Origin of the sequence: Pedobacter riviphilus, from assembly GCF_014692875.1 — a bacterium.
In the GTDB taxonomy this organism is placed as follows: Bacteria; Bacteroidota; Bacteroidia; order Sphingobacteriales; family Sphingobacteriaceae; genus Pedobacter; species Pedobacter riviphilus.
The window spans coordinates 3,634,645-3,661,569 of sequence record NZ_CP061171.1 but is presented as its reverse complement, the minus strand read 5'-3'; the positions used below and the strand labels follow the sequence as shown (position 1 = coordinate 3,661,569).

The 26,925-nt window shown below is 38.3% G+C and carries 18 protein-coding genes; 6 read left to right on the top strand and 12 right to left on the bottom strand.

The annotated features are described in order from the left end of the window. Positions 1 to 147 precede the first annotated feature (147 nt). On the top strand, positions 148 to 1,092 hold the full coding sequence (locus tag H9N25_RS14915; protein ID WP_167296750.1) for an NAD-dependent epimerase/dehydratase family protein: 945 nt from the start codon (positions 148 to 150) through the stop codon (positions 1,090 to 1,092). Between the two features lie 75 nt (positions 1,093 to 1,167). Continuing rightward, the gene (locus H9N25_RS14910; RefSeq protein WP_167296749.1) at positions 1,168 to 1,896 is read left to right on the top strand and encodes a YebC/PmpR family DNA-binding transcriptional regulator; all 729 of its coding nucleotides are present in this window, start codon (positions 1,168 to 1,170) and stop codon (positions 1,894 to 1,896) included. Between the two features lie 210 nt (positions 1,897 to 2,106). On the opposite strand, the gene H9N25_RS14905 is transcribed toward H9N25_RS14910, so the two are convergent. The 12 genes from H9N25_RS14905 to H9N25_RS14850 all read right to left on the bottom strand — a co-directional run bounded on the left by H9N25_RS14905 (position 2,107) and on the right by H9N25_RS14850 (position 23,162). Then, on the bottom strand, positions 2,107 to 2,886 hold the full coding sequence (locus H9N25_RS14905) for a carboxylesterase family protein (RefSeq protein WP_167296748.1): 780 nt from the start codon (positions 2,884 to 2,886) through the stop codon (positions 2,107 to 2,109). 67 nt (positions 2,887 to 2,953) lie between these two features. After that, positions 2,954 to 5,251 (bottom strand): beta-glucosidase BglX, encoded by a 2,298-nt coding sequence (gene bglX / locus H9N25_RS14900; RefSeq protein WP_190326407.1) that lies wholly within the window; start codon positions 5,249 to 5,251, stop codon positions 2,954 to 2,956. Positions 5,252 to 5,278: 27 nt separating this feature from the next. Beyond that, positions 5,279 to 7,033: a discoidin domain-containing protein gene (locus H9N25_RS14895; RefSeq protein ID WP_190326406.1), complete on the bottom strand. Its 1,755-nt coding sequence runs from the start codon at positions 7,031 to 7,033 to the stop codon at positions 5,279 to 5,281. Between the two features lie 14 nt (positions 7,034 to 7,047). After that, the gene (locus H9N25_RS14890) at positions 7,048 to 7,449 is read right to left on the bottom strand and encodes a hypothetical protein (RefSeq protein ID WP_190326405.1); all 402 of its coding nucleotides are present in this window, start codon (positions 7,447 to 7,449) and stop codon (positions 7,048 to 7,050) included. Positions 7,450 to 7,507: 58 nt separating this feature from the next. Continuing rightward, entirely contained in the window at positions 7,508 to 8,866 is a 1,359-nt protein-coding gene (locus H9N25_RS14885; RefSeq protein ID WP_190326404.1) for a glucoamylase family protein, read from the bottom strand. 13 nt (positions 8,867 to 8,879) lie between these two features. After that, positions 8,880 to 10,544, bottom strand: coding sequence for a glucoamylase family protein (locus H9N25_RS14880; protein WP_190326403.1), 1,665 nt, complete (start codon positions 10,542 to 10,544; stop codon positions 8,880 to 8,882). A gap of 76 nt (positions 10,545 to 10,620) precedes the next feature. Beyond that, positions 10,621 to 11,445, bottom strand: coding sequence for a LamG domain-containing protein (locus tag H9N25_RS14875; RefSeq protein WP_190326402.1), 825 nt, complete (start codon positions 11,443 to 11,445; stop codon positions 10,621 to 10,623). A gap of 23 nt (positions 11,446 to 11,468) precedes the next feature. Then, positions 11,469 to 12,953 (bottom strand): RagB/SusD family nutrient uptake outer membrane protein, encoded by a 1,485-nt coding sequence (locus tag H9N25_RS14870; RefSeq protein WP_223833395.1) that lies wholly within the window; start codon positions 12,951 to 12,953, stop codon positions 11,469 to 11,471. Positions 12,954 to 12,964: 11 nt separating this feature from the next. After that, entirely contained in the window at positions 12,965 to 15,979 is a 3,015-nt protein-coding gene (locus H9N25_RS14865; protein ID WP_190326400.1) for a SusC/RagA family TonB-linked outer membrane protein, read from the bottom strand. 364 nt (positions 15,980 to 16,343) lie between these two features. Beyond that, positions 16,344 to 19,247, bottom strand: coding sequence for a triple tyrosine motif-containing protein (locus H9N25_RS14860; RefSeq protein WP_223833394.1), 2,904 nt, complete (start codon positions 19,245 to 19,247; stop codon positions 16,344 to 16,346). Between the two features lie 394 nt (positions 19,248 to 19,641). Then, positions 19,642 to 20,577 carry an oxygen-dependent tRNA uridine(34) hydroxylase TrhO gene (trhO, locus tag H9N25_RS14855; RefSeq protein ID WP_167296740.1) on the bottom strand — a complete coding sequence of 312 codons (936 nt, stop codon included), beginning with the start codon at positions 20,575 to 20,577 and terminating at the stop codon, positions 19,642 to 19,644. Between the two features lie 137 nt (positions 20,578 to 20,714). Further along, entirely contained in the window at positions 20,715 to 23,162 is a 2,448-nt protein-coding gene (locus H9N25_RS14850; RefSeq protein WP_190326399.1) for a DUF5686 and carboxypeptidase regulatory-like domain-containing protein, read from the bottom strand. 248 nt (positions 23,163 to 23,410) lie between these two features. On the opposite strand from H9N25_RS14850, the gene kbl reads away from it, so the two are divergent. The 4 genes from kbl (at position 23,411) to H9N25_RS14830 (ending at position 26,773) form a co-directional block, all read left to right on the top strand. Then, positions 23,411 to 24,598: a glycine C-acetyltransferase gene (gene kbl, locus H9N25_RS14845; protein WP_086547474.1), complete on the top strand. Its 1,188-nt coding sequence runs from the start codon at positions 23,411 to 23,413 to the stop codon at positions 24,596 to 24,598. Between the two features lie 147 nt (positions 24,599 to 24,745). Next, positions 24,746 to 25,786 (top strand): phenylalanine--tRNA ligase subunit alpha, encoded by a 1,041-nt coding sequence (gene pheS / locus H9N25_RS14840; RefSeq protein ID WP_167296738.1) that lies wholly within the window; start codon positions 24,746 to 24,748, stop codon positions 25,784 to 25,786. After that, on the top strand, positions 25,786 to 26,196 hold the full coding sequence (locus H9N25_RS14835) for a Rieske (2Fe-2S) protein (protein WP_190326398.1): 411 nt from the start codon (positions 25,786 to 25,788) through the stop codon (positions 26,194 to 26,196). The genes pheS and H9N25_RS14835 overlap by 1 nt, the downstream gene beginning before the upstream one ends. Before the next feature lies 1 nt (position 26,197). Continuing rightward, the gene (locus H9N25_RS14830) at positions 26,198 to 26,773 is read left to right on the top strand and encodes a TetR/AcrR family transcriptional regulator (protein WP_167296736.1); all 576 of its coding nucleotides are present in this window, start codon (positions 26,198 to 26,200) and stop codon (positions 26,771 to 26,773) included. Positions 26,774 to 26,925: the final 152 nt, after the last annotated feature.

Below are 26,925 nucleotides of genomic sequence, written 5' to 3'. Positions count from 1 at the left end.
GTTTCAGTTGGCAATTTGCAGTTAACAGTTAACCAGTTTATCCAATTAGCTTATTTTAAATAATTCTCCATTATTCTATACACTAAGTATAAATATTTTATCGCCTTTTATCTCATTTTTTTACCTTTGCTCAATCTCAAAAAAAATATGCAAGAAAAAATTGTTGTTTTAGGCTCTAACGGGCAAATTGGTACCGAGTTGGTAACCATGTTACGTAAAATATATGGTGATGATCATGTTGTTGCATGCGATATACGCAGGCCTGATTATGATATCAAAAACTCTGCACCGTTTGAATTTGTGAATGTACTTGATAAGGAAATGATCAATGGCATTTTCCATAAATACAGACCAACACAGGTTTACCTTTTAGCGGCTTTATTATCGGCTACAGGCGAGCAAAATCCGAAGCTAGCCTGGGATTTGAATATGAATGGCTTATTGAATGTTTTAGATTTAGCTTTAGAATATAAAACTGCAAAAGTATATTGGCCAAGTTCTATCGCAGTATTTGGACCGAATTCGCCAAAAGATAATACCTCACAATATTGTGTAATGGATCCGAATACTGTTTATGGAATTAGTAAACTGGCAGGTGAGCGCTGGTGCGAATATTATAACCAGAAATACGGATTAGATGTACGTAGCATCCGGTATCCGGGATTAATCAGCTGGAAAGCTGCACCAGGTGGCGGAACAACAGATTATGCCATCCACATTTTCCACGATGCGTTGAAAAAAGGTAGCTACCAGAGTTTCTTAAATGCGGAAACAGAATTACCTATGATGTATATGGATGATGCTATCCGCGGAACAATCGAGCTGATGGATGCCCCTGCAGATCAGATTTCAGTGCGCAGCAGTTATAATTTTGCTGGGGTAAGTTTTACACCAGAGGTTTTAGCAGCCGAGATCAGAAAACATATTCCGGATTTTACGCTAACTTACAGCGCTAACGATCCTCGTCAGCAAATTGCAAACAGCTGGCCACGTTCTATTGATGACAACTACGCAGCAAAAGATTGGGGATGGAAACCAGAGTTCGATTTATCGAAACTGACGACTGATATGTTAAATAATTTAAAAAAATAATGTAAAGGTAGAGGGTTTGAAGGTTGAAGGCTTAAGGTCTCACATCTCAAATCTTATATCTCAATACTCCAAACAATGGGAAGAGCATTCGAATTTAGAAAAGAGAGAAAATTTAAGCGTTGGGCCAAAATGGCGGTTCAGTTTACGCGTATTGGTAAAGATATCGTAATGGCGGTTAAGGAATCAGGACCTCATCCTGAAACCAACTCTCGTTTACGTACGGCTATGCAAAATGCGAAAGCCGTAAACATGCCAAAAGATAGGGTAGAGGCAGCAATTAAACGAGCATCTGATAAATCTTTGGCTAACTATGAAGAAATTGTATACGAAGGTTATGCGCCACATGGCGTAGCCGTTTTAATTGAAACAGCTACTGATAATACCAACCGTACCGTAGCAAATGTTCGTAGTTATTTTAATAAAACGAATGGAACTTTAGGAAAAACCGGATCGTTGGATTTTGTTTTTAACCGTAAATCTATTTTCCGTTTCGTGCCTGCAGAAGGTTTAGATCTGGAAGAGTTAGAGTTCGAATTAATTGATGCGGGCCTAGAGGAACTTTATGTTGAGGCCGATGAAGAAGGAAATGATATCGCAGTAGCACAGGGTGCATTCGAAAACTTTGGTTCTTTGCAAAAAGCTTTAGAAGAAAAAGGCATCGAGTTAAAAAGCTCTAAATTGGAGCGTATTGCTTTATCTCATCACGAGGTTACAGAAGAGCAGGCTGCTGATGTGTTAAAATTAATCGATAAGTTGGAGGAAGATGATGATGTGCAGGCCGTTTACCATAATATGGCAGAATAATATCAATTAGAAAATGTATAGAAAAGGTCCTGATTTTATTGTCAGGACCTTTTTTTGCATTTGGTCGTTATGCTGAACTTATTTTTAGTAGTTATTTCCTATTGTATTAAATACCTAACAGCTACAAGGTGGTCAGCATCTATCTAAGAAAGACCCTAAAATAAGTTCAGGGCGACGATAGCGAGAAAACCGCAGAGTTTGATTTATCTATTACCGCTTATGCGAAAACAACCAGCTTAACAACTCCGGTTCGGCAAAGGCATTGTCCCAGCTATTGTGGTTTGCATTTGGATACAGGGTGAATTTCACTTCGTCGCCAACGGTTTTTAGTCGCTCGGCAATGGCAATCGAAAATACAGGGTCTACAATATCATCTTTTGCACCATGAAAGATCCAAAGTGGTATTTTTTGATATTTTTTAATGTTGTTGGTATTGTCTCCACCACAAATAGCAATAGCTGCGGCAAATTTACGGCGTTCTCTCCTTAACAATTCGTAGGTACCCATTGCTCCCATAGATAAACCACCTACATATACTTGATCTTGGTTTATATAAGGTTTATTAAGGAAATTTCTAACCATTCCTTGTAGTGCATGCATAATTTTAGTTGGTTTGCCACCTTCTACAAAACTGATTTTCCTTTTACCTTTGGCATCTTTCTCAAAATTGGCATTTGCCCAAAAATCGTTAGGTGGGCACTGAGGGAAAACCACAATAGCAGGGAAATTTTTACGCACATCGTTCTTTAAAAACAGTTTTCCTCCGTGCAATAATTGATTGCCATTATCGATACCTCTTTCTCCAACACCATGCAGAAAAATTACGAGTGGATATTTTTGGTCGGGATTAAAATTCTCTGGAAACAGGATTCTATAGTAAATAGAGTCCTTTCCTTTGATATAGCTTCCCCTGTCGTATTTTTTTAAGTCTTGAGCGTTTAAAAAGAGTACAGAAAAAAGAATGCAGGTAGTTAAAATAATCTTTTTCATTTAACAAAAATAGAAAACCCTGGCTATTTTACAATAGCTCAGGGTTTATAACCAAACCAAATTGTCTTTATTTCAGTGTAAAAGATGCTTCTTTTACATCACGCGAATTTGTTCCTATAAATACTTTAAAATCGCCGGGTTCTGCAACAAATTTTAGATCAGAATTGTAAAACTTAAGGTCGTTTTCGGAAATATTGAAAATAACGGTTTTACTTTCTCCAGCTTTTAAATTAATTTTTTGAAAACCTTTTAGCTCTTTTACCGGTCGGGTAATGCTACCCACAAGGTCTTGAATATATAATTGAACAACCTCTTTACCTTCATATTTGCCTGTATTGCTTAATGTAATCGATGCAGTGATCGATTTCCCTTTGGTTAATGTATTTGCGCTCAGTTTAACATCACTATAATTAAATGAGGTATAGCTTAAACCAAAGCCGAATGGATATAATGGATCGTTGCTTACGTCTAAATAATTGGAACGGAATTTTTCGAACCATTTGCCTTCAGCCAATGGACGACCGGTATTTTTATGCGCATAGTACAATGGCACCTGACCAACGTTTTGAGGAAAGGTTGCGCTTAATTTGCCTGAAGGATTCACATCGCCAAAAAGAACATCGGCAATGGCATTTCCTGCTTCACTACCCGGAAACCATACATTCAAAATAGCCGGAATGTTCTCTTGTTCCCAATTCAATGCCAATGGGCGGCCTGTAAAGAGCACCAATACTACTGGTTTACCAGTTTTGGCCAAAGCTTTTAACAAATTTTTCTGTGTTTCCGGTATCTGTATATCCGTAACACTACTACTTTCACCTGTAAATTCGGAGCCTTCGCCAACAGTAGCCACAATTACATCCGATTTTTTCGCTACTTCTAAAGCTTCTTTGATCATTTCAGCTTCTGTACGTGGATCGCGTTTGTAAGTAGGGTTATGGATGTTTACATATCGGTGCTCCATGGTAGAATCGGACAGGAAGTTGGCACCACGTGCAGTTAATATTTTAGCATTATTACCCAAAGCATTTTTTAAACCTTGCAGCACGGTTACCGATTGATCAAAAAGGGCAGCAACACTCCAGGTACCATACATATTTGCGGTATTATCGGCCAGTGGACCAATCAAACCAATGGTGCCTGATTTTTTTAACGGCAGGATATTGTTATTGTTTTTTAACAATACAAAGCTTTCGCCAGCAACTTCACGCGCCACTTGGCGATTAGCCGGACTAAAAACCTCTTTTTCTGCCCTTTCTGCGTTACAGAATTTATAAGGATCGGTAAATAAGCCAAGTTTGTATTTTGCCTGAAGTACCAATCTGCAGGCTCTATCGATCTGCGTGATTCCTACTTTTTTCTCAGCCAATGATTTTTTTAGGGTTCCTAAAAAACCTTCACCAACCATGTCCATATCAATACCTGCATTTAAGGCCAGTGCTGAAACGGTCTGTAAATCGCCCATACCATGTGCAATCATTTCAGGAATACCTGTATAATCGGTTACCACAAAGCCTTTAAAACCCCATTGATTGCGTAAAACATCGGTCATTAACCATTTGTTCCCCGTTGCAGGAATACCATCAACTTCGTTAAAGGATGCCATTATGCTGGCAGCTCCTGCGTCAACGGCTGCTTTATAAGGTGGAAAATATTCGTTGTACATGCGTACTTTGCTCATATCGGTGGTATTGTAATCTCTACCAGCTTCGGCAGCACCATAAAGCGCATAGTGTTTTACACAGGCTAAAATCTCATTATTGGCCTGAAGTTTACCCTGATAACCTTTTACCATGGCTGCAGCAATCTGCGAGCCTAAATAAGCATCTTCTCCACTGCCTTCTGAGATACGTCCCCAACGTGGATCTCTCGAAATATCAACCATAGGAGAGAAGGTCCAGTTAATGCCGCTCGCACTGGCTTCTATTGCTGCTATACGGGCCGATTTTTGTACAGTTGCCATATCCCAGATGCAGCTTACGCCCAAAGGAATCGGGAAAACGGTATTGTAACCGTGTATAACATCCATTCCAAAAAGCAAAGGAATTTTCATACGACTGTTTTCTACTGCTATTTTTTGAACAGCCTTGATCTTATCTACACCTTTGATGTTGAATAAGCCACCAACTTGTCCTGCTTTTATTTTTTTAGAAATGTCACTGCTGTTGGCCTGTCCAGTGGTGATATCGCCAGAACTAGGCAGGTTCAGCTGACCAATTTTTTCGTCAATGGTCATTTTCGCCATCAGGTTGCTGATGAAAGTGTTCATCTTCGCTTCTTCTGTCGAAACAGGCTTTTTGGTTTGTGCCGATCCGTTCAGCACAAACAGGGTTAAAAAAACAACCAGGATATTCGCTCTCTTCATTATCATTATATGTGTATTTATTCTTTATTAATCAACTTTCTTCACTTCGGTTTTTGCCGATACACCATTCTCATTTATTGCTTCTATGGCAAAATAATACGTTTTCTGACTGTCCATTGCTTTAAACCAGTATTCATTAAAATCGTGGATCATGATGCAGTTGTACAGTTTATCGGGTGCAGTACCGTAATAAAGGTTGTAGGCAAAAGCATTATCAACAGGCTGCCATTTAATGTAGGCGCTGCGCTTGTCTTTTTCAGTCCTTAATACAATCAGGTTTTTAACCATTGTTGGTTTTTCTCCATTTCCATTGCCGAAAACGCGTAAACCGCTAATGGCAAATTTCCCTGTAGGCATGTGGATATTCACCATTTTGATGAACCTGGTTTTGACTGGTTTTTGGAGTTCTATGTAATCATGTGGAACATCGGTTTTATTTTGGCTTTTATCAACCAAGGTCGTCCATTTTTTTCCATCTGTTGAGGAAAGGATTTTATATTGATGGTAAATTCCGATCTGTTTTCCTAAAAATTCAGCATCCTGATCTGCATAATTGATCTGTATGGCGTTTACCGTTGCCAAGCTGCCCAAATCGGTCTGGATCCACTCGCCATTATTGGCGGTTTTGGCACTCCAGTAGGTTTTTATATTTTCATCAACGGCGTTGTTAGCGTTAAAGCTTCCCAAAGTTGAGGAAACGGTTACCGGTTTTTTATAGTTGATGAGCATCCAGCCAGGCCCGGCAGGTCCGCCCTCTTTCCTTTCGGAAGGTAAATAGAGTGGATAATCGCCAAAAGCGGTATTCGTCCACATCACATCGTCTTTATCAAAACCAGTTGGCCAAATGCCCATTCTGCGTTCCCAGGTGTTTTTTACACAAATAATGCTGGTAGAAATATGCCAGTAATTTTTGCTATTATCCTGGAAGGTCGCTCCATGACCAGCACCACGCGAAAATCCTCCGCCTTTATAACTTAAAGGATCGGATTGTGGGGTTGTAGGCGTATCGTAAAACAAAGGCTTGGTTCCAACTACCACGCCGTCAGAATAGCCACTAAATTCGGTTCCCGGTGCGCCGTATTGAAAGTAATATTTGCCATTATGCTTGGTCATCCAGGCACCTTCTGCAAAAGGATCAAGGAAAGTATCGTCCATATATTCCCCAAAACGCTGCCAGCCATATCTCCAGCTTTGGAGTAGGTACATGGGGGTACGGGTACCTTTGGGTTGAAAAGTTTTGCGATCTAATTCTACACCATACATCGGATAGTTGTTACTGCTTCCATTATACATGTAAAATTTGCCATCATCGTCCGTAAAAAATGATGGATCCCAGCCACCTATTTCTAATGAATCGACTAATGGAAACCATTTATTGCCTTTGGGGTCGGTACTTCCCCATAAGGTGAAGTTTTTGGTGTAAGTGCTACCAAAAACCACCATGGTATCGCCAATAATGCCAACACCCGGTGCACAGAGTTCGTCTTTGGTTTTATTCCATGGACGGAGAAATTTTCTTTCGTGGAATTTCCAGTTCAGCATATCGGCGCTGTGCCAATAACCCCATTGGTTGGTGCTGAAAAGGTAAAAATCGCCTTTATAATTTACGATCACCGGATCGGCTGTGGCGCGGTGTTTGCCCCATTCGGTAAAAGACTCGAAAGGGGTATATCCATAGTCTACATTAATTGGGTTGCAATATGTTTTTTGCTGGGCGTATGCAGCATAAGTACCGCTGAACAGCAATGAAATTAAAAATATTTTGAATAAATGTTTAGCCATTATTCGTATGGGGATTAATTAAAAATGTTTATTCGTGCACAGCTCGAACAGCCAATGGCCATTCCGCTAACGCTTAGTCCGGTAACGTGCGATTGATGCTCCCAGTAAACCCACATGTCATGTGCCCCACCTGTTGAAGTTAATTTTACAGTGTAAATGTCTCCGTTTTCTGGTATTTGTCCGATTACTGTTCCGCTTGGCGAGTTTGGTGGGATAAAGAAAGAATAAACACCACCACTGGTATTGTTTTCTAGTCTAACATACACGCCATCGCTGGTAGAATTTGTTGCAGTTACATTTACGGTTGCAAACTTTGATTTTATGGTTTTATGTTTAGCGCCCGGGATGGTAGTGAAGCCCGAATTTAGGGTCGCAAATCCTATTATTGCTGTTAATATTAAAATTATTCTTTTCATGGTTCTGTAGATTTAATTTGAAATATATGATGGCTAAACATTTATATACTATTGAATACTATGGCTTAAATTGGAAATCCAGTTTCTTTAATCCACTTTGAACATCTTTGTTTCCCATAAAAAGCTTCCAAAGTAGGCCTGATCTGTAATTTTCGATCATCACTACCATTGGTCCTTGGTCGATACCTAAATATCTTTTTGGATACCAGTTCTCTTGCTCTGAAAAGGCGTCGTAAAAACCATATTTCCCCCAAACTTTATCTCCCAGATCTTCGTAAAGATGTCTGATTACCTTCATCGATTCTTTTGGCGTGTATGGGATTGATGATATGGCTGCGGTAGGCGAGATTACGCCAAAATCTTCCTGAGGGTTATGCGCGGCATAACCTTTTACCGAATAACTGGCTGTTAAACCCCAGCTATTTTCTCCATAACCTTTAAATTTCTTAGGGTTCGCTACGCAATAATCGTGTATGGCAAGGGTATGGTTTACATTGTTTTCCCAATAATCTGCATAACGGTCTTTCAATCCCCTAGGGTTTAAACCCAGATAAGAGTAATGCGCCCAAAATAATGGACCTACTGAATTTTTCTGACCTTGATAATCAAGTGTAAAAGGATGACCATAAAAGTTGAAATTAGTTTTAATCTGCCCGTTTCTCGCCCAGCCTTCGTGATAAACCTCTGCAGGAACACCATGCGTAGGGGAGGAGGCGGCCATTACATACATGATCAAACATTCATTATAGCCTTTTACAGGAAAGTTCATTTCCCATTTGTACGCTGGCGACCAATGCCAGTATAGCACATTTTGTCCGTTGCGGAACCAATTAAAATCGATTCCTTTCCAAAGTTCATCTGCCTTTTTTGCCAAAGCTTTTTCAGGTTCGGCCCCATTTTTATAATATTCGTTAATACAGATTAAAGCCTGTGCAACAAAAGAAGTTTCTACAAGATCGCCTCCATTGTCTTTTTGTCCAAATGGACGTACTTTTCCTGTTTCACCATTTATCCAATGCGGCCATGCGCCATGAAAGCGATCTGCTTTGGAAAGGAAATCCAGTATTTTGTTTAAACGGTCTAATCCTTCTTTTTGGGTTACATAACCTCTATCAATACCGCTTAAAATAGCCATTAAGCCAAAGCCGGTTGCACCGGTTGCCACTGTATTCTTATCATTTTCCGGGTATACGTTATCCACATGAAAACGTTCTCTACCAGCACCCGATGTGGGTTCAGCCCCATCCCAAAAATATTGGAATGTCTGTTTTTGAACGAGATCCAATAATTCGATGTCGGAAAGGTTTTTTTTGATGGTGAGATCGGGATTATAAGTCTGTTTTTCACGCTGTGCACATGATGATAGTGTAAAAAGGGTAAATGATAATAAGAGGAAGTTTCGGAATATAAGTTTCATTGCTGATATAATGTTAAAGATTGGGGCTGCTAAAACCAAGATTTTTCATGCCTGTTTTAACTTCAGGGGCCGACATAAATAAGTTCCAGATTAATTTGGTTCTATAATTTTCGATCATCACTACTATTGGTCCCTGATCTATCGCAAGAGTAGAAGAAGCAAACCATTGATCTTTTAGGGAGAAAGCATCGTAAAAACCATAATCTCCCCAGGTTTTATTGCCCAGTTTGTAATAAAAATATTTTAGCGCCTGCATCGATTCTGTTGGCGTATAAGGAAAAGATGATAAGGCCGCGGTAGGCGCAATTACACCCACATCATTACCTGGTGCACTAGCAGTATATCCGTTTGGAATATCGCTCGCAGTTAAGCCCCAGCAGTTTTCGCTATAGCCGTAGTTATTAAGTGGATTAGCTTTGCAGTAGTTATAATTGATTAAAGTATGCGCCTTAGTCTGTGTTTCGTAATTTGCGTAAGCATCGTTTAAACCTATTGGATTGATGCCCAAGAAAGAATAGTGCGAAAAAAATAACGGACCACCATTGGCTGCACCTAAAGGAAGTTGTAAACCGTAATAGGTGTTCCCATTTTTCATAGCACCGTTTTGAGCCCATCCGATATCATAAACAGCTTTAGGGATCGAATAAGTAGGAGAGGCTGCAGCCATCACATAAGTGATTAAGCATTCGTTCCAGCCTTTAATCGGCAGGTTCATGTCCCAATTATAATTAGGGCTCCAATGCCAGTAAAGTGTATTACTGTTATCTTTTCTGTACCAGCTCCACTCTACGCCGTTATAAATGGTATTAATATCAGCTCGTAATGTAGTTTCTGTTGCATCAGTTCCATTAAAAAATTGACGGGCTGTGATTAGGCCTGCCATTAAAAATGAAGTCTCAACAAGGTCGCCACCATTATCTTTGTTACTGAACGGAATTACTTTTCCGGTATTTCCATCCAGCCAATGTGGATAGGCGCCATGAAAGCGATCGGCAGTTTTTAAAAAGGATACCATCTTTTGGATCCTCGTCAATCCATCGGCCCTGCTGATGAAATTCCTGCTGATACCGGTAACCAAGGCCATAATCCCAAAACCCGATCCACCTGAAGTTACGGTATTACCAGATGTATTTCTTTCTCTTGCTAGGCCACTGGTTGGGTGTGCAAAATCCCAGAAATATTTAAAGGTCTGCTTTTGAACTAAAGTTAAAAGGTCGTCGTCGCTGATGCGGGCAAATTTATCTGCATCATCTACAGCAGTAATCAGGTTTACAGCAATCGCCGATTGAAGTTTGCCACCAGTTTTTGATAATAAGTTGTTATTAACATTTAAAATATATTTAGTAATGGGCTGCAATGCCGTAGTGGTAATTACAACCGTATTATCGTTGTTCTCTAATTTTGAAGCGAATGCGGCCGGATTTCCGGAGGCATCGGTAAGGGTAACATTGCCACTTATGGAAGTGGAACTGATCGGTGATGAGAATGTTATTTTGATAATTGGGCTATTGTTTAAACCATAATAGGTAAAGCCACTGTAAGTGTCGTTTACCTTTAAATCGCTAAAAGCGAAAGATGTTGGTGTAACAGGTGGATCAACCGGTACGGGTGTCTCCCCTTTTTTGCAGGCTGTTACAAAAAGAACAAGAATTAAAAAATATGGGAAGATTTTTGTCATTACACGTGGTTAAAAAGGGTTGCCATTACTGACAACCCTTTATTATTAATTGCCTTTTTTAAGCGTTAGAAAAGGATTATTTTCCTCTACCTTCTAAAATAGAAAGTGCGCTTACTTCTGCATCAGTTAAGGCTTTATCAAAAAGTCTAACTTCATCAATCTGTCCGGTTAAAAAGCTGGCCCAATCTTGTTTGGTTGTTCCAGTAGTCTGACTTGGGGTAGTTTGGAACTGAACGGTACCAAAAACAAACTTTCCTGTATTGGTAAATGCAAGAGGACCTGTAGCAGTAGAAACGATGGCTGCTACTCTTGAACCATTGATATAAACTTTAACAGTAGAAGTTGTTTGATCGTAAGAAACTGTTAAGTTTACCCATTTGCCAAATAGATTTTGAACACCATTTACCTGATATTCTTTGTCTGACCCACCCTGATTAAGATGTATTCTTAATTTTCCATCAGTTGCTGTGCTTCCATTTTCGATAAAGATTTCAATGTTACCCCAAAATTGGGTGGTATTGGCTAAGGTAAATAATCCGATAATGCCGGTACTTGGCGCTGGGCTATTAAACCATTCACTTACTGTAAAACTTTTTAAAGCGGCAACCTTATTTGACGGTGTTGCTAGTACGTAACTATTTAAAGCACCCTGTAACGATTGTTTTTTTATACCTGTTCCAAATGTTGTACCCGTGTTTACACCTGCAGTATTAGAAGCACTGTCAATCAAGCTGCCATCAAATGCAAAGTAGGAAACAAGATTACTTGGTGCAATTTGTTTTGCGCTGGTATAGCCACCGATATTTAATGCTGGTGCATAGCTCGATGGATCAAATTTTTTCTGGCAAGAGGATAACCCTAAGGTTACAGCTGCCATCAATAAAAAATATTTTGTTTTCATTTCTTTTCTATAAAAGTTAGCAATTAATAACCCGGATTTTGTGTAATTGTTCCTGCACTTTTTTCAATCTCCTGCGAAGGGATTGGCCAAACTTCGTTTTTACCAGCTTTCCATCCTTTAGGACCAAAAACGGTTGCAGCACGTCCTTGACGGATTACATCAAAATAACGATCAGATTCCATAGCCAATTCAACAAATCTTTCTTTCCAGATGGCTTGACGTAAAGTCTCTTTATCTGTTGTAGTTACATCAGGCACAACACCTGTTACACCACCTCTTGCACGTGCGCGGACACGGTTTAAAGAAGTTAGTGCTAAAGTTGTATTTCCCTGTTCGTTTGCTGCCTCAGCATTCATTAATAAAACCTCTGCAAAACGCATTACTCTTACGTTTTGATCAGCCCCTTGATTAAAGCCAGTAATAATTTTATTAAATGGTACATAAGCCTTTTGATTATACATGGGATTATCAGCAGTATTGGAAATAGCATCACCTTCCGGAGTAGTTTCTCCCCTGTAAAGGATAGTTGCATCACGACGTACATCGCCAGCTTCGTAAGCCGATTCTAATGCGGCAGTTGGTACATTAAAGCCCCAACCTGTATCGGGAGTATTTCCTCTGGCACCCTGTACCTGGCTATATTGTGAGTTAGATGCATCTTTGTTGTTCAACAAAAGTTCGCATTGGATTTCGAAAATAGATTCAATATTGTTCTCGTGATTTAAACGAAAACCCTGTTCGAAATTAGGGTATAAATCATATCCTAAAGTCATAACGGTATTGGTAAGTGATAATACTTGATCCCATTTTTTAAGATACATTGCCACTTTAGCATGAAGTGCTAAAGCTGCACCTTTAGTTGCCCTGCCTAAATCAGCAGATGGATAAGATTGAGGCAATACTGCAGCTGCTTCATCTAAATCTTTTTCAATCGCCGCGTATACCTGTGCTTTAGGTGTTCTTGGAATGTTAAATTCAGATGGATCTTTAGGTACGTTTAAGCGTAAAGGAATATCTCCAAATGCACGTACCAATCTGAAATAAGAATAGGCGCGAATAAATTTTGCTTCTGCCAAGTAACGTGCCTTAAGACTGGCATCCATGCTTATCCCCGGAACATTATCCAATACCTGGTTGCATAAATTAATATTCTGATATTGGCCTTCCCAGAAACCATTTAACTGAATGGTAGTAGAAGAAGCCGTAAACTGATCATATTCATTCATATAACTCGAATCGTTCGGGCTACTGCCTTTTTCGGCCTCATCGCTCCCTATACTTTCGATTGCAAGGGCAGGAAATGCAGTATTGGCCCAATTTCTTAAGTTACCATAGATAGAATTTACTGCAGCAGTTGCATCATCAGCGGTTTTCCAGAAGGTTACTGCTGGTTGTTTTGCTTGTGGATCTACATCTAAAAAACTTTTTTTACATGCAGACATTACTAAAAGAGAGGAGCAAATGGTAAGCATTCCGATCTTTTGTATATAAGTATTTTTGTAATTCATTTTCATTGTGATTAAAAAGTAACTTGAACACCAAATCTGTATGTGGCCTGAAGTGGATAAACGTTTGCATCTATACCTGCGTTGGTAGGAGTGCCGCCTACTTCAGGAGTAAAACCTTTGTAACCAAATAGCGTTACAGGATTCTGCGCATCAAGGAAAAAGCGGAGTTTTTGCATTTTCCATTTGTTCACTAATAAAGAAGGAAGCGCATAACCCAACTGTACATTTCTTAAGCGGATATAAGAGCCATCCTCAACATAAAATGAATTAGGTGCAGAGTTAGCAGTTGTTCCTAAATTTACAGAAGGATAGGTAGTTGAAGTACCTTCACCATGCCATCTGTTATCATAAAAATCTTTAGTGAAGTTTTCGTTACCAAAACGAGATGCAATATTGGCATTATAGACATCAACACCAGCTAAACCCTGAATATCAACAGTAAGATCGAAGTTTTTATAAGCTAGATTTGCGCTTAAACCATATGAATATGTTGGATTTGGATTGCCTAAAACAATGCGGTCATTACCATTAATAATACCGTTACCATCTGTATCAACGTATTTAAAGTCGCCTGGCTTAGCACCTTTTTGTGCAGAAGCAGCGATTTCGGCAGCATTTTGGAAAATACCAGCAACCTCATAACCATAAAACTCTCCTATTGCGCCGCCTTGAATGGTACGTGTAGCAAGGCCACCATTTGAAAGACCTGCGCCACCTGCATAAATTGGGTTGTTACCTGTAACAACTGATAAAACTTTATTTTTGTTATAGCCAAGATTACCACTAATTGAGTAAGCAAGACCAGATTCGTTTGTATCTCTCCACGTTGCTGAAAATTCAAAACCACGATTTTGGAAATCTGCTTGATTGCCTATTTGATTACCCGAACTGGTACCTATTGAAGTTAAAACAGGGATTTCGAAAATCGCCTGCTCGGTTCTCTTATTGTAAAAACCAGCTTCAATGTTTAACCTGTTTTTTAAGAATGCAGCTTCAAAACCAACATCTGTTCCAGTTGTACGTTCCCAATTTAAAAATGAAGGAACCAATGTACTTACGTTTTTACCAGTATATGCTACACCATTAAAAATAGCTACATATCCACCATTTTGTGTAACGGTTAAGGTTGTTGGATTTATCGGTACACCCGCATTACCCACCTTACCCCATGAAGCTTTTAACTTTAAATTGTTAAATACCGTTTGGTCCTTCATAAAATCTTCTTGAGAAATTACCCATCCAGCACCTACTGAAGGGAAATAACCCCAAAGATCACCTCCACCAAAAAACTGTGAAGCAGCATCAGCACGAAGTGTTGCATTTAACAGGTAGCGGTCTTTAAAAGAGTAATTAACCCTGCCAAAATAAGAAGCATAAGTTGTAAGCGCACCACCATCTGTAACTGAGCGCTTGTCTGCACTACCTAACGTTAGATATAAATCGCCATCACTTGAGTATGGCACATCAAATGCTGTAGCGTTTAAGAAGTAAGATTTTCTTCTTTGTGCAGTTTGACCAGCCAAAACAGTTAAATTGTGTGCTCCAAATGTATTTTTATAAGTTAATGTGTTTTCAATGATCCAGTTTCTGGTTTCATCACGTTTAACATCTAATTGGCTTTGCGTACTTTGTTGGCCTTGGGTAGCTTTATAAACAGGAATATATGCCCTAACTTCATTTTGACCAAAGTCTCCACCTAAGCTTGTTTTAAATGTGAAATTTTTTGCAATGGTTAATTCTGCATATACATTTCCATTAATCCTATAATTTAAAGATTTTTGATTAAAGAAATCGATTGTGGCCTGTGGATTAAAATTATTCCCGCCGCCTAAACTGAAATCGTTGGCATCGCCATAAGTCCCATCTGCGTAATAAACTGGAACTACTGGCCCCGCCGCATATAATTGACGGAATATGCTTGATGGAATATCGTTTGATTTGATAGCAGTACCGGAAACAGTATAGCCTATTTTTAAAGGGGCCAATATTTGGAAATCGTTAGATAATTTCGCTGTATAACGCTGATAGTTTTGTTTTTTTACAATTCCATCTTCGTTGGTATACCCTAAAGAAAAATTATATGTCGATTTATCACCTCCACCATTTACAGATAATTGATGATTGGTTTGTAACGCATTTCTAAATACCTGATTATACCAGTTGGTTCCTACGCCATAGCTTTCTGGATTAGCAAATAGTTTTGCCGCTCCGCTCGACGCTGATAATTCATTTATTAGTGTAGCATATTCGGTTGCATTGGCCATTTCTATTTGATTGGTTACAACTTTATATCCTACAGATCCGTTATAAGTAATAGTTGCTAGGCCTTTGGTACCTCTTTTAGTAGTAATCAGTACCACCCCGTTTGCTGCACGAATACCATAAATAGATTGTGATGATGCATCTTTCAGAATGCTTAAATTTTCAATATCAGCAGGATTTAAAAAACTGATATCATCATACCATACACCATCAACCACGTATAGAACGCCAGTATTACCATAAATTGTTCCGGTACCACGAATAGTTATCTGTGGCGATGAACCTGGTGCGCCATTATTGGTAATGGTTACACCTGCAACCTTGCCTTGTAAAGCACTAATTGCATTTACTGATGCCTGTTTTGAAATATCTTCACCTTTTACTGTTCCTACCGATCCCGTAACATCAATTTTCCGCTGCGTGCCATAACCCACAACCACAACCTGCTCTAATTGTTGTGTTGATGAAGTTAGTGATACATTAAGTGTAGTTTGATTATTTACAGCCTGTTCTAATGCTGTATAGCCTACAAAGTTAAATACCAATGTGGCGTTTGCTGGCGCACTTATTGAGTAGTTGCCGTTTTCATCTGTTTGCGTGCCATTTTGTGTTCCTTTAATTAAGATAGTTACGCCCGGTAATGATGTCTTATCACCACCATCAATTACTTTACCTTTTACGGTAATGTTTTGCGCTAATGCTACGTTAATTGTTAGCAAACAAAATGCAGCGAGAACAGAAATTCTTGTAAAAATTCTTTTCATGCCTTATTATAAATTTAGTTTAATTGTTAGTTAAATGTGGGGTTGTTTTTGCTGATGTGCAAGTGTTTTTACCTCAACATTAATACATCATAGTAGGCGACGGGCTATCTCACTTAATAAAACCAAATGCGATTTTAGCTTAAAAACGTAGTTTTTTTGGATTTTAACATTATATTAACATACGTATAAGTGTAATAATAACACTAAGTGTTTTGTGGGGTGCAGAAATTCGTTATGAGAGGTAATGATGTAGTCTTGATCTGATAAGATAACACGAAAAAGCTTCTAAAACCGTTTTTTCCGTAGATGTTTCGGAGGCAGATTGAAGCAATTTTGATTGCTGAATTTGATTAGGGGTTTAGGATTAAAGTTCCATCAAAAACTCTGTTAAATTTTTGTCGTGTGGCACTTCCAGTTTTTTACGTAGGCGGTATCGGCGTATTTCTACCCCGCGTAAACTGATATTTAGTAACGACGACATTTCCTTACTGCTCATGTTCATCCTAAGGTAAGCACAGAGTTTTAAATCGTTTGGAACAAGATCGGGATGTTGGGCTTTTAGTTTCTTAAAGAAACTTTCATGCGCCTCGTTAAAGCTATTTTCGAAGAGGTGCCAATCACGTTCATCGTTCATCCCGTCATTAATTACCTTCTGGATTTTGCGGGTTTGATCATCAGAAAGTTTTTTTCCGTTCTCATCCTTTAACTTGGTGATCTCGTCGCTAAGTTTTTGGAGCAGCTCATTTTTATAGACCAATGTCATAGCAGAATTGGCCAGTTCCCTGTTTTTTGAGGCCAGTTCGGCCTGCAGTTTTTCTGTTTGGAGTTTAATAATCTGCTTTTCGTTGGTTTCTGCTTCTTGTCTTAATATTTCTTCCTGCTCGGCCTGTAAACGGTCACTTATTTTCTGACTATCCCTGTAGAGTTTTCTTTCGTAAATTTTCTTACCCAGAATCAATACTACCACAAATAATATAGTGTAGCACAAAATGGCCCAGTTGTTTAAATACCAAGGGCGTAAAATGGTAAATGTGTAAACGGCTTCCTCACTTACTGAGCTGTCATCTGTTTTTGCCCTAACCTTAAAAACGTAGTTGCCTGCGCTTAAGTTGGTGAAATCTTTTTGTGTGGCATAAGTCCAATCAGACCATGCTCTCGAATAGCCTTCTAAATAGAACTGGTATTTAACCTTAGCCTGTCGGTAATAGGGAAGGGCATAAGAAATGCGGATATTGTTACGGCTGTTTTGGATCTCAGTAGCTCCCTCACCATTACCAGCTTCACTAATGAGCGAAAACTTATCCGTAATATCCTCTACCCGTCTGATCAAGACTGCAGGAAGTTTTTGCTTTTGTGCATTGAGTTGGGCAGTGGAGCTGTAGATCACAAAACCATCATCAACACTGATGAGGTAAATGGAATTACCTATGCGGCTAATATTTTCATAATATTGGACCATCCGACCATCTAAAATGCTGAACTGGTTCGAATCGATTTCTACCTTACCCGGCTCACTAAAGTTAACCAAGGCCGTTTTTCCATGATTGATAAACCAATATTTTTTGCCACCTGCATTGATGATTTTGTTCGATGACTGGAACGAACCAAGTTCTTTATTTAACGCGGCATACTTGGTAAATTTATCACTTAACTCATCATAGGTGTAAAAGCCAGCGTCTGAAGAAAAAACAATCTTATTCTCTAAATTGAAGATGTTGATATTGTAATTACCGGGCAGGCCATTCTTTTCATCAAAATATTTAGTGCTGATTACGCTGGTGTAGCTGGGACTTAAATTTAATTTATATAAACCCTTATAGGCATGAGCGACCCAGATATCGCCTTTGTTATCCTGCTCTACATATCTTGATGGAGCGTCAAAGCCCGCAATTTTTGTAGTAAACTTTAATCCCGAAGCCGGAGATTCTATAAAGAGCGAAAGCCCGGTATAGGTACCCTGAATAAGGTAATTGGGATTTGAATTTAATTTTTTAATGGTCCAGCCACCTGCAGATCTCGATAGCCAATCAATTTTATCACCATTTACCTTAAACGTACCGCTGTTATGACCACATATTAACTCATTATCAATAATGGTAAGTTCCCATACCTGCCCCTGTGAATTTGGGATCAGTCTAAAATTAAAAGGTAATAGGTTATCAGGCGACCACTCACTATAAAACAGCCCTTGATTGGTGCCGAGGTAAATTTTATTATTGAAGATAATACTGGAATAGACGGTTCCAAACTGGCCTGTTTTATCGAAGTAAAAATATAAGGGCGAATTAAGTTCTATCCGGTCAATTCCGTTATCCAATCCAGTCCAAAGGTTTTGCTCATTATCCGCATATAAGCTTAAAACAGTATTGTTCTGTAAACCACTCGATTTATTGATCCGTTGCACAACTTTTCCATTTTCATCTATAATGATCAGACCGTTGAGAATGGTACCATAAGCGAAATATTTACCCAGTAAACTTACTCCATTGTTGAGCTGATAGGTTTTTAGGTAAGCATTGGCAGGTGTGTTTAAAGGTGTAAAATCTTTACCGTCGTAGGTAAATAATCCCTGTTTGCTGGTTCCGATAATTAGGCCATTGTTTTTATAAGGAAGAATGGATAATATACCCTCTTTGCCTAGCTTTTCGCTGTTCGGGATATAGACTAATTTGTTGCCAACGAGCTCGAATAAACCTTTTTCAAGCACTTCGATAAAATATCTGTTGTTTACCTTATGCAGGAACAGAAATGAAGACGGTGATTTTATCACCTCTATTTTGTTGTTTTTGTAAATGAAAATCTTAGAAAAGGATTGAAAAATTACCCGATCCTTGTCTACATAAATTTTCCAGACCTCATCATTGATTTTGATGCCTTTTGGTAATAGATTGGTAAGTGAGCTATAGCTTAGTTTGTTGTTCTTAATAGACCAGAAGCCAAACTCACCAAAACTACCCGTATAAATTCTTCCCTTATTGTCTGTAGCTACTGATCTTACAATCTGTCGGTTGGGCATCTGGTATTTCTGCCAGTAACGGCCATCGAAAGTTAATAACCCTTCTGCATTGCCAAAGTACATCACACCATTTTTATCTTTTGCTATGCTCCAGTTCTGGTTTCCCGATGAATAAACAGATTTAGGATAGTTTTCGATATAGGGAACGCCTATGCTTTTAATTTCTGATGCATAGGTATTTATAGCGAAGCAGGATAGTAATAAAAGGACCCGGAAATAGTTTAGCATAAAATGGTTAATAAGTAAAGCCATTAATACACAAAGTAAATGAAAAATTGTTTAATAGTCGATCGTTAATGGTCTATAGTTCATGACTATTAGTTTAATGAAGGCTTTTTGATAAATGATCAATAATCGCACTATTAAAAGAGATCGTGGTTATGCAATATTATAATGGTTAATTGCCTTCGCCATTGAGAGATTAAGAAATATTAAGCAGTCAAGTAATTCAAGAATTGAATGCCGGAACCCGCCAACTAGCCCTGATGGCAGTGGCACGAAGCCAATTCTTCATTGGCGAAGTAAAACGTACAGCAGGACGGAACCCGTGTTGTTTGCAATGACACTGCGCTCCAAAAAAACTTATGATGTTATAATCGCTACAATTGAAGCTTCATTAATCAACTATAGAAAATCATACCAAAACCTAACTTTTCACAGCAACCGGCTGCGGAACCTTTACATAATAGCCCGTGCCATCGTAAGGGCGCTTGCGTGGATTGGTAGTGCACTCAACTGAGCAACAGCCCTGAAGCTGATCGCCGCATTCATCACATTGGGTAATGTGCTCATTACACTCCGGATTGGCACAGTTGATCATTTTTGGAGTAGTTTTACCACAATTATAGCAAACCGAAACTATAGTTGGATTTACCTCATTTACATCAACTGCAATGCGGTTATCGAAAACATAACATTTGCCTTCAAAGTCTTTACCGCCTGCTTCTTTTCCGTATTTAATAATACCACCGTGTAATTGATAAACATCATTAAAGCCGTGGTGTAAAAGCAAAGCAGAAGCTTTTTCGCATTTAATGCCTCCAGTACAATAGGTTAATATTTTTTTGTCTTTATATTGGGCAAGCTGGTTGATCTGTTCAGGGAAATCGCGGAAATTCTCAATATCCAGCGTTACAGCATTCTTAAACTTACCAAGGTTATGTTCATAATTAGAGCGCACATCAAGGATAACCACATCCTCGTCATCTTTCATTTTCATAAAATCGACTGGCTCTAAGTGTTTACCTGTTTGTTTGTTCGGATCAATAATCGATGTATCCCTTAAGCCTGAGTGCACGATTTCCGATTTGTAACGGCAGTGCATTTTCAAGAACGAAAGTTCTTCAACATTATCGATTTTAAATTCAGTTTTTGCAAACCTTTCGTCAGCATGTACTGCTTTCATATAAGCTTCGCAGGCTTCGGCTGTTCCCGAAACAGTGCCGTTTAAACCTTCGTCGGCAACGATAATACGGCCAACTAGGCCCAAGGATTTACAAAATTTAAGATGATCAGCAGCAAATTGTTCTGCCTCCGCTATATAACTATAGCAATAGTAAAGTAGTGTCTGATATTTTTTCATAACGCTGTTGATACCGTTGCAAACGGCGTTTAAAGCGGTGCAAAGATAATAAAAAAGCTTGAAGGTAAAAAGATAAAGGTGTAAGGTTTTGCCCTCTAAATATACCTTCAAACCTAACTTCTAAACCCTAAACTTTATTATAAGGTGTAAGCTATTCTAAATCCTTGTGTTAATTTGCGGGCACCATCGTACGCAAAACCATAACTGGCCCTTAATACCAAACGTTGGATACCGAAGTAAAATTCTTTATAATTCCGCTTTTCTGGAGAAGAAAGATAGCCGCCTCCAATAAATTCTTCCAACTTAGCCTTACGCAATAATGGAACCTTATTCATGAAAAAGCCTGCGAAATTATGTTCTAAATGCGCTTCGAAATATTGTTGATTGGTACTGAACTGGTAAAAATCTAAATATTGAAACTTCCGCAGATTTGGAGGAAAAATGGTAGAAATGTTACCTGCAAAGTGTTTAAAATCAGGATAAAACATGCTTTTGTTGTTCAGGAATTTGCCCACGCCAGCCAAAAATGAAGTGTAACCCCATAAGCCCAGCCCGATCCTGTCCTGAGAAACCTCAAGTTTTACAAAATCATAATCAACATCACTGTTTAATACTCCGTTAAACCCTTTTTTATACAATAAGGTCATCTTTGGGAATTTAGATTCGGTGTAAAACTTCCCATCCGGACGTGTAATGTATTTCTGCCCAATAGTATAAGTTAAACTTGCAGTTGCACTAAAAGAGTTATAGGTTGGGAAAAGTGGCGTTTCAGTATCTGGACTGAAAGGATTGTTGGAGGTGAATTCCCTATCTTTTGCGTCGATGAATTTAAAGGTAGAATTATTGGTTAAGCTTTTATTTTTGCTATAATCTACACTTATACTTCCCTGCAGGCCCGTTGCCAATTCTCTGGTTGTATTAATGTTAATAAAACCCTTCTCATAAAATTTTGAGAAGTTTTTTTCATAAAGTAACGAGTTAATGGTATTTCCCAATGCAGTCATTGATCCTAAGTTGTTCAAATCAAAAATACCATTTCCGAATGATGCACCTATACTAGCCCTTTTAAGTGGATTGTAGTAGTAGCTTCCCGTTAAGCTTCCGGTAAGTTTTTGGTTGGCAAAACCATATCTCAGTTCAGGACGGATGTAATAAGATCTCCTGTTCTCGAAATCCTTTCTATAGGTAACCCCGTATTTTACTGCAAAACCTTCTACGGTATTGTAAAATATAGCCCTAAGTACTGGATCAAAAGACCAATATTCCTTATCATAGCGGTCGTTAACGCTATAGCCATGTAATAACAATTTAGCTATGCCGAACTTATTATTGTCTTTTTCAAGCGAATCGAGATACTTTTTCGATTCTTTTAACTTCGCTATGCTGTCTTTTTTAACATAGTTGATTTTTTCATCTTCTGTTAAAGGAATAGGCCTGTTGTTTTTCCAGTAAAGAGAATCTTTTTTGTTTACCATTTCGGTAATTTTTAAGATCTCGCCGCTAAAAAAGTTTTTAGGGAATTTAGGGTCCAGGTTATAATTATTGTAAATACCCACATAATAACCTGCAATTTTAAAGCCCAGCACATTCCCCGCAAATTGAAAATTAATAGCAGTAGGCATATAAATATCCTGAACCTTGGTAAACTGCTGACTGATGTTTAAAGTATCTATAAAATTGATTCCCGCGTTCTTGGTTAGGTAAACATCAGTGTTGTAAATTCTCCAGCTATCATCAATAATATAAATAATACCCCTAAAAACCGGGTCATTTTCACGGCGGGGGATTACTTCTATTTTATGGATAATCTCCCCGTTTTCCTTGCTTTCGCCCAATAATTTATATTTATAATAAAATAAGGCATTGTCTGCAATTGGAGAAATGAACCCCCTAGCGCTTAATTTGTTTTCAAGTAGATAATTGTCATAAAAATTAATAATTAAATCAGAAGCTTTGTTAAAACTAAATGAATTGTTTCTGCCTGCAACTTTTGATGAAATCATTTCTTCATGCACCTCGTTGGGCCTTTTGAAATTGAACTTGCTTTGCGATTCTGATAAATAAATGATGCCTTTTCTATTGGTATCGAGTTCTAAAACTTTTTGGATATCCCGACCAAAGAACTTTTTAGGGGCACCCCTTAAACGTTGCACACCTTTGATATAAACATCACAACTAAATTCCTTCACCTCATTTAAATGTGTTTTTCTCTGTTTAATAGCCTTGCGGATAATGGCATAAGCCGGGTCCTCAGCATTTGCCCTTATATTTACGTTTTCTAAAGTATAACTTTCTGATGTTAATGTTACGTTAAGCGATTGATCTGCCGAAAGGTTAATGATATGATCTTGCTGTTTATAGCCTACAGCCCTAAAACTCAAAGTATATTCACCGTTTTTTAACTTCATGGAGTATTTTCCATCAATATTTGCAGATGTTCCACTAGTTGTATTTTTTAAATAAACTGAGGCGAACGGAATAGGCTGACCGCTATTATCTTTAACTACACCTGTAACGGTAGATTGTTGAGCAAAAATAATATTGGTAAAGCCACAAAAAAACAGGAGTGCGCAAATTCTTATCATAATTAATTAGTATGCTCTAAATATCGAATATCTTTTAACACTATACACATAGTTACATGTTAAAGTTTGTTAAGATCGAAAAAAAATAGTGATGGTACAATGTTTTATAATAATAATAAAATGCATAACATCAATTAGTTTGCCGATCAAACGTTTGTCTGTAAGGTTTATGATGGAAATTGCGTTTTTAGGTCTGAAAAGACTTTTTTTTATAACTTTGGACCCAAAATCAACCATATAAAAAGGCCATGTATAAAACATTACAACCTGTTCTTCAAAAAGAACTTGAAGAAATCGAAAACGCTGGATTATTTAAACGCGAACGTATAATTATTACACCTCAGGGTGCCGACATTAAAGTAAGTGGTGGTGCTGAAGTAGTCAACTTTTGTGCAAATAATTATTTAGGTCTTTCTTCTCATCCAAAAGTGATAGAAGCAGCTAAGAAAGCAATCGACGATCATGGCTATGGAATGTCTTCAGTGCGTTTTATCTGTGGAACACAAGATGTGCACAAAGAACTGGAAGCTAAGATTTCTAAATTTTTAGGTACGGAGGATACCATTTTATATGCTGCCGCATTTGATGCAAATGGTGGGGTTTTCGAACCATTGTTTAATGCAGAAGATGCTATTATTTCTGATGAGTTAAATCACGCATCAATTATCGACGGTGTTAGATTGTGTAAAGCACAACGTTTCCGTTATAAAAATGCAGATATGGAAGATCTGGAAAAACAGTTAATTGCTGCCAAAGATTGCAGACATAGAATTATTGTTACTGATGGTGCTTTCTCTATGGATGGGTCGGTTGCTCCGCTGGATAAAATTGCAGATCTGGCTGATAAATACGAAGCCTTGATTATGATCGATGAATCGCATTGTACAGGTTTTATCGGTAAAAATGGCCGCGGAACACACGAGCATTTCAATGTGATCGACCGTATCGATATTATTACCGGTACTTTGGGTAAAGCTTTAGGTGGTGCATCTGGTGGTTTTACCTCTGGCAAAAAAGAAATTATCGATATGTTACGCCAACGTTCACGTCCATATTTATTCTCTAATACCTTAGCGCCAGCAATTGCAGGTGCATCTATTGCGGTATTGGATATGTTAAGCGAAACCACATCGTTAAGAGATAAATTGGAAAACAATACCAAATATTTCCGTGAAAAAATGACCGAGGCTGGTTTCGATATTAAACCAGGTTTCCATCCAATTGTTCCAGTAATGTTGTATGATGCTAAAATTGCACAGCAGTTCGCTGCTAAAATGTTAGAAGAGGGTATTTATGTAATCGGGTTCTTTTATCCAGTTGTGCCACAGGGCAAAGCGAGAATTCGTGTGCAGTTATCAGCCGGACATGAGCAACATCACTTAGATAAAGCGATTGCCGCATTTACCAAAGTAGGTAAAGAATTGGGGGTAATTTAAAACCCATAGATTTACGATTACAACAAAAGCCGCTTAAGCGGCTTTTGTTGTTTATGGGTTCATTTTCTTTTATAATGGTATTGTAAACAGATTATTTGAACTCACCAACCCTAAAATTATTGGATAATTTGCCGTATATTTGAAGCCATGTTACAGGATAAAATAGCACAGTATACCGATAAAATTAATGCTTTCGTAACTGAAAAAGCAGACGAGTTAGAGCAATTCCGTATTAAATATTTAGGGAGCAAAGGTATAATCAAAGAAATTTTCGACGAATTCAAATCGGTTTCTGTTGAAGAAAAAAGGTCGTTAGGTAAGGTTTTAAATGAGTTTAAGCAACTTGCTGAATCAAAATACCTCACCTTAAAAGAATCTACTGAAAATTCTGAAGCAAAAACTGAAAACACGCAACAAGATTTAACTTTACCTGGCGAAGGTTTCGAGATTGGCTCACGCCATCCTTTAGCCTTAGTACGGAGAGAAATCGTAGAGATTTTTGCTAAACTAGGTTTTACCGTAGCTGAAGGTCCTGAAATTGAAGATGATTGGCATAACTTTTCGGCACTAAACTTCCCTGAAGAGCATCCTGCAAGAGATATGCAAGATACTTTCTTCATAAAAAAAGGTGGAGAAAAAGGCGATATTGCCTTACGTACGCATACTTCTTCGGTACAGGTACGTATGATGGAACAGGGCCAGCCGCCATTCAGGGCAATTATGCCAGGCCGTGTTTACCGTAACGAAGCCATTTCTGCCCGTGCCCACTGCTTTTTCCACCAAGTGGAAGGTTTGTATGTTGATGAAAATGTTTCATTTGCCGATTTAAAGCAGACCTTGTTTTATTTCGTTCAGGAGTTATACGGAGAAGGTACAAAAGTGCGTTTCCGTCCATCATATTTCCCTTTTACCGAACCATCTGCAGAGATGGATATTTCTTGTACCATTTGTAAAGGTGCTGGCTGCCAGTTTTGTAAATACAGTGGTTGGGTAGAAATTTTGGGTTGCGGTATGGTAGATCCAAATGTTTTGGAAAACTGCGGTATTGATTCAAAAAAATATAGTGGTTTTGCATTTGGAATGGGAATAGAACGTATTGCCAATCTGAAATACGTAATTAAAGATTTGCGCTTATTCTCTGAGAATGATGCACGTTTCTTAAAGCAATTTAAATCTGCTTTAATTTAATGATGAAATACCTATATAGCATATTGTTTGTACTGCTAATTGTTACAGGTTGCGGTAAAGATGGAGGTTACATTCCTGATGTGGCTGTAAATTATAATGTAACCATAACCGAATTTAGCCTGAAAGCCATTAATAATACAGTTTTGGTGGTTCCAGATAAAGGAGTTGGTGGATTACTTATTGTAAAAACTGATTTTGGATATGTTTGTTTCGATCGCTGCAGTACTGTAAACCCAGAGAAAATTTGCAAGGTTACTCCTGATGAAGGTGGTTTTACTGCAACTGACCCTTGTTCTGGAGCGAAATTTTTACTGCTTGATGGTAGTCCACAAAAAGCACCAGCAGAAAGAAGCTTAAAAGCATATAATGTTTCTTTGCAAGGCAACACACTAATACACGTAAGCAATTAAAATGGAAGCTGAAAAAATAAAAGAAACAGTAAAAAAGGCTGCCAAAGAACTATTTAGAAAATACGGTTACCATAAAACCAGTGTAAACGAAATTGCAAAAAAGGCCCGTATAGCTAAAGCTACAATTTACAAATATTTTGAGAGTAAGGAACAGGTTTTAGATGGTATCCTGATGGATTACCTGGATCAAAACCTTTATGAAATATTGCACAATAAAGTAAGTTACACTTCAGAAGAAGAGCACTTAAAAGCACTGGTAATGAAAACAAGCCGCTTATCATTTACCGCGTGTAACGAATTTATCGGCTGGGATTTTGTTCGTGAAAATGCAAATTCGCAGGAGTTTTTAAAACATTTATCAGATCAGCTTGAGGCCTTATTATTAGCCGCCTATCTGCAATTGGATAACTTTAAGAATAATCCTGCAAGAAGAGAAGGATTGGCCTTTTTATTAAAAGCAAGTAAAAGCATTGTGTTTTCTTTTGCATTTACTTCGGTTAGCGATTCGGATGTTCGTAAAAACTTTGTAAGTTTCCAGAAAGAAATACTGCCATTTTTGGTAAAAGCAGCCCTTTAAGTTTATTGAGCTGCATAGACCGCGATCGTCATGCTGAATTTATTTCAGCATCTTTCCTGCGATATAGACCCTCAGTAATAACATCACAATCTGGTCTTAGGATCCCATTAAAAGACTAAAAAAACAAACTATTGGTATGTCGTATCGAGACG

Excerpts from the sequence above, each read along its gene's own strand:
- pheS (WP_167296738.1), top strand. The coding sequence starts at position 24,746 with ATGTTACAGGATAAAATAGCACAGTATACCGATAAAATTAATGCTTTC.
- H9N25_RS14860 (WP_223833394.1), bottom strand. The coding sequence starts at position 19,247 with ATGGCTTTACTTATTAACCATTTTATGCTAAACTATTTCCGGGTCCTT.
- H9N25_RS14870 (WP_223833395.1), bottom strand. The coding sequence starts at position 12,953 with ATGAATTACAAAAATACTTATATACAAAAGATCGGAATGCTTACCATT.
- bglX (WP_190326407.1), bottom strand. The coding sequence starts at position 5,251 with ATGAAGAGAGCGAATATCCTGGTTGTTTTTTTAACCCTGTTTGTGCTG.
- H9N25_RS14865 (WP_190326400.1), bottom strand. The coding sequence starts at position 15,979 with ATGAAAAGAATTTTTACAAGAATTTCTGTTCTCGCTGCATTTTGTTTG.
- H9N25_RS14830 (WP_167296736.1), top strand. The coding sequence starts at position 26,198 with ATGGAAGCTGAAAAAATAAAAGAAACAGTAAAAAAGGCTGCCAAAGAA.
- H9N25_RS14895 (WP_190326406.1), bottom strand. The coding sequence starts at position 7,033 with ATGGCTAAACATTTATTCAAAATATTTTTAATTTCATTGCTGTTCAGC.
- trhO (WP_167296740.1), bottom strand. The coding sequence starts at position 20,577 with ATGAAAAAATATCAGACACTACTTTACTATTGCTATAGTTATATAGCG.
- H9N25_RS14835 (WP_190326398.1), top strand. The coding sequence starts at position 25,786 with ATGATGAAATACCTATATAGCATATTGTTTGTACTGCTAATTGTTACA.
- H9N25_RS14905 (WP_167296748.1), bottom strand. The coding sequence starts at position 2,886 with ATGAAAAAGATTATTTTAACTACCTGCATTCTTTTTTCTGTACTCTTT.
- H9N25_RS14885 (WP_190326404.1), bottom strand. The coding sequence starts at position 8,866 with ATGAAACTTATATTCCGAAACTTCCTCTTATTATCATTTACCCTTTTT.
- H9N25_RS14875 (WP_190326402.1), bottom strand. The coding sequence starts at position 11,445 with ATGAAAACAAAATATTTTTTATTGATGGCAGCTGTAACCTTAGGGTTA.
- H9N25_RS14890 (WP_190326405.1), bottom strand. The coding sequence starts at position 7,449 with ATGAAAAGAATAATTTTAATATTAACAGCAATAATAGGATTTGCGACC.
- kbl (WP_086547474.1), top strand. The coding sequence starts at position 23,411 with ATGTATAAAACATTACAACCTGTTCTTCAAAAAGAACTTGAAGAAATC.
- H9N25_RS14915 (WP_167296750.1), top strand. The coding sequence starts at position 148 with ATGCAAGAAAAAATTGTTGTTTTAGGCTCTAACGGGCAAATTGGTACC.
- H9N25_RS14910 (WP_167296749.1), top strand. The coding sequence starts at position 1,168 with ATGGGAAGAGCATTCGAATTTAGAAAAGAGAGAAAATTTAAGCGTTGG.
- H9N25_RS14850 (WP_190326399.1), bottom strand. The coding sequence starts at position 23,162 with ATGATAAGAATTTGCGCACTCCTGTTTTTTTGTGGCTTTACCAATATT.
- H9N25_RS14880 (WP_190326403.1), bottom strand. The coding sequence starts at position 10,544 with ATGACAAAAATCTTCCCATATTTTTTAATTCTTGTTCTTTTTGTAACA.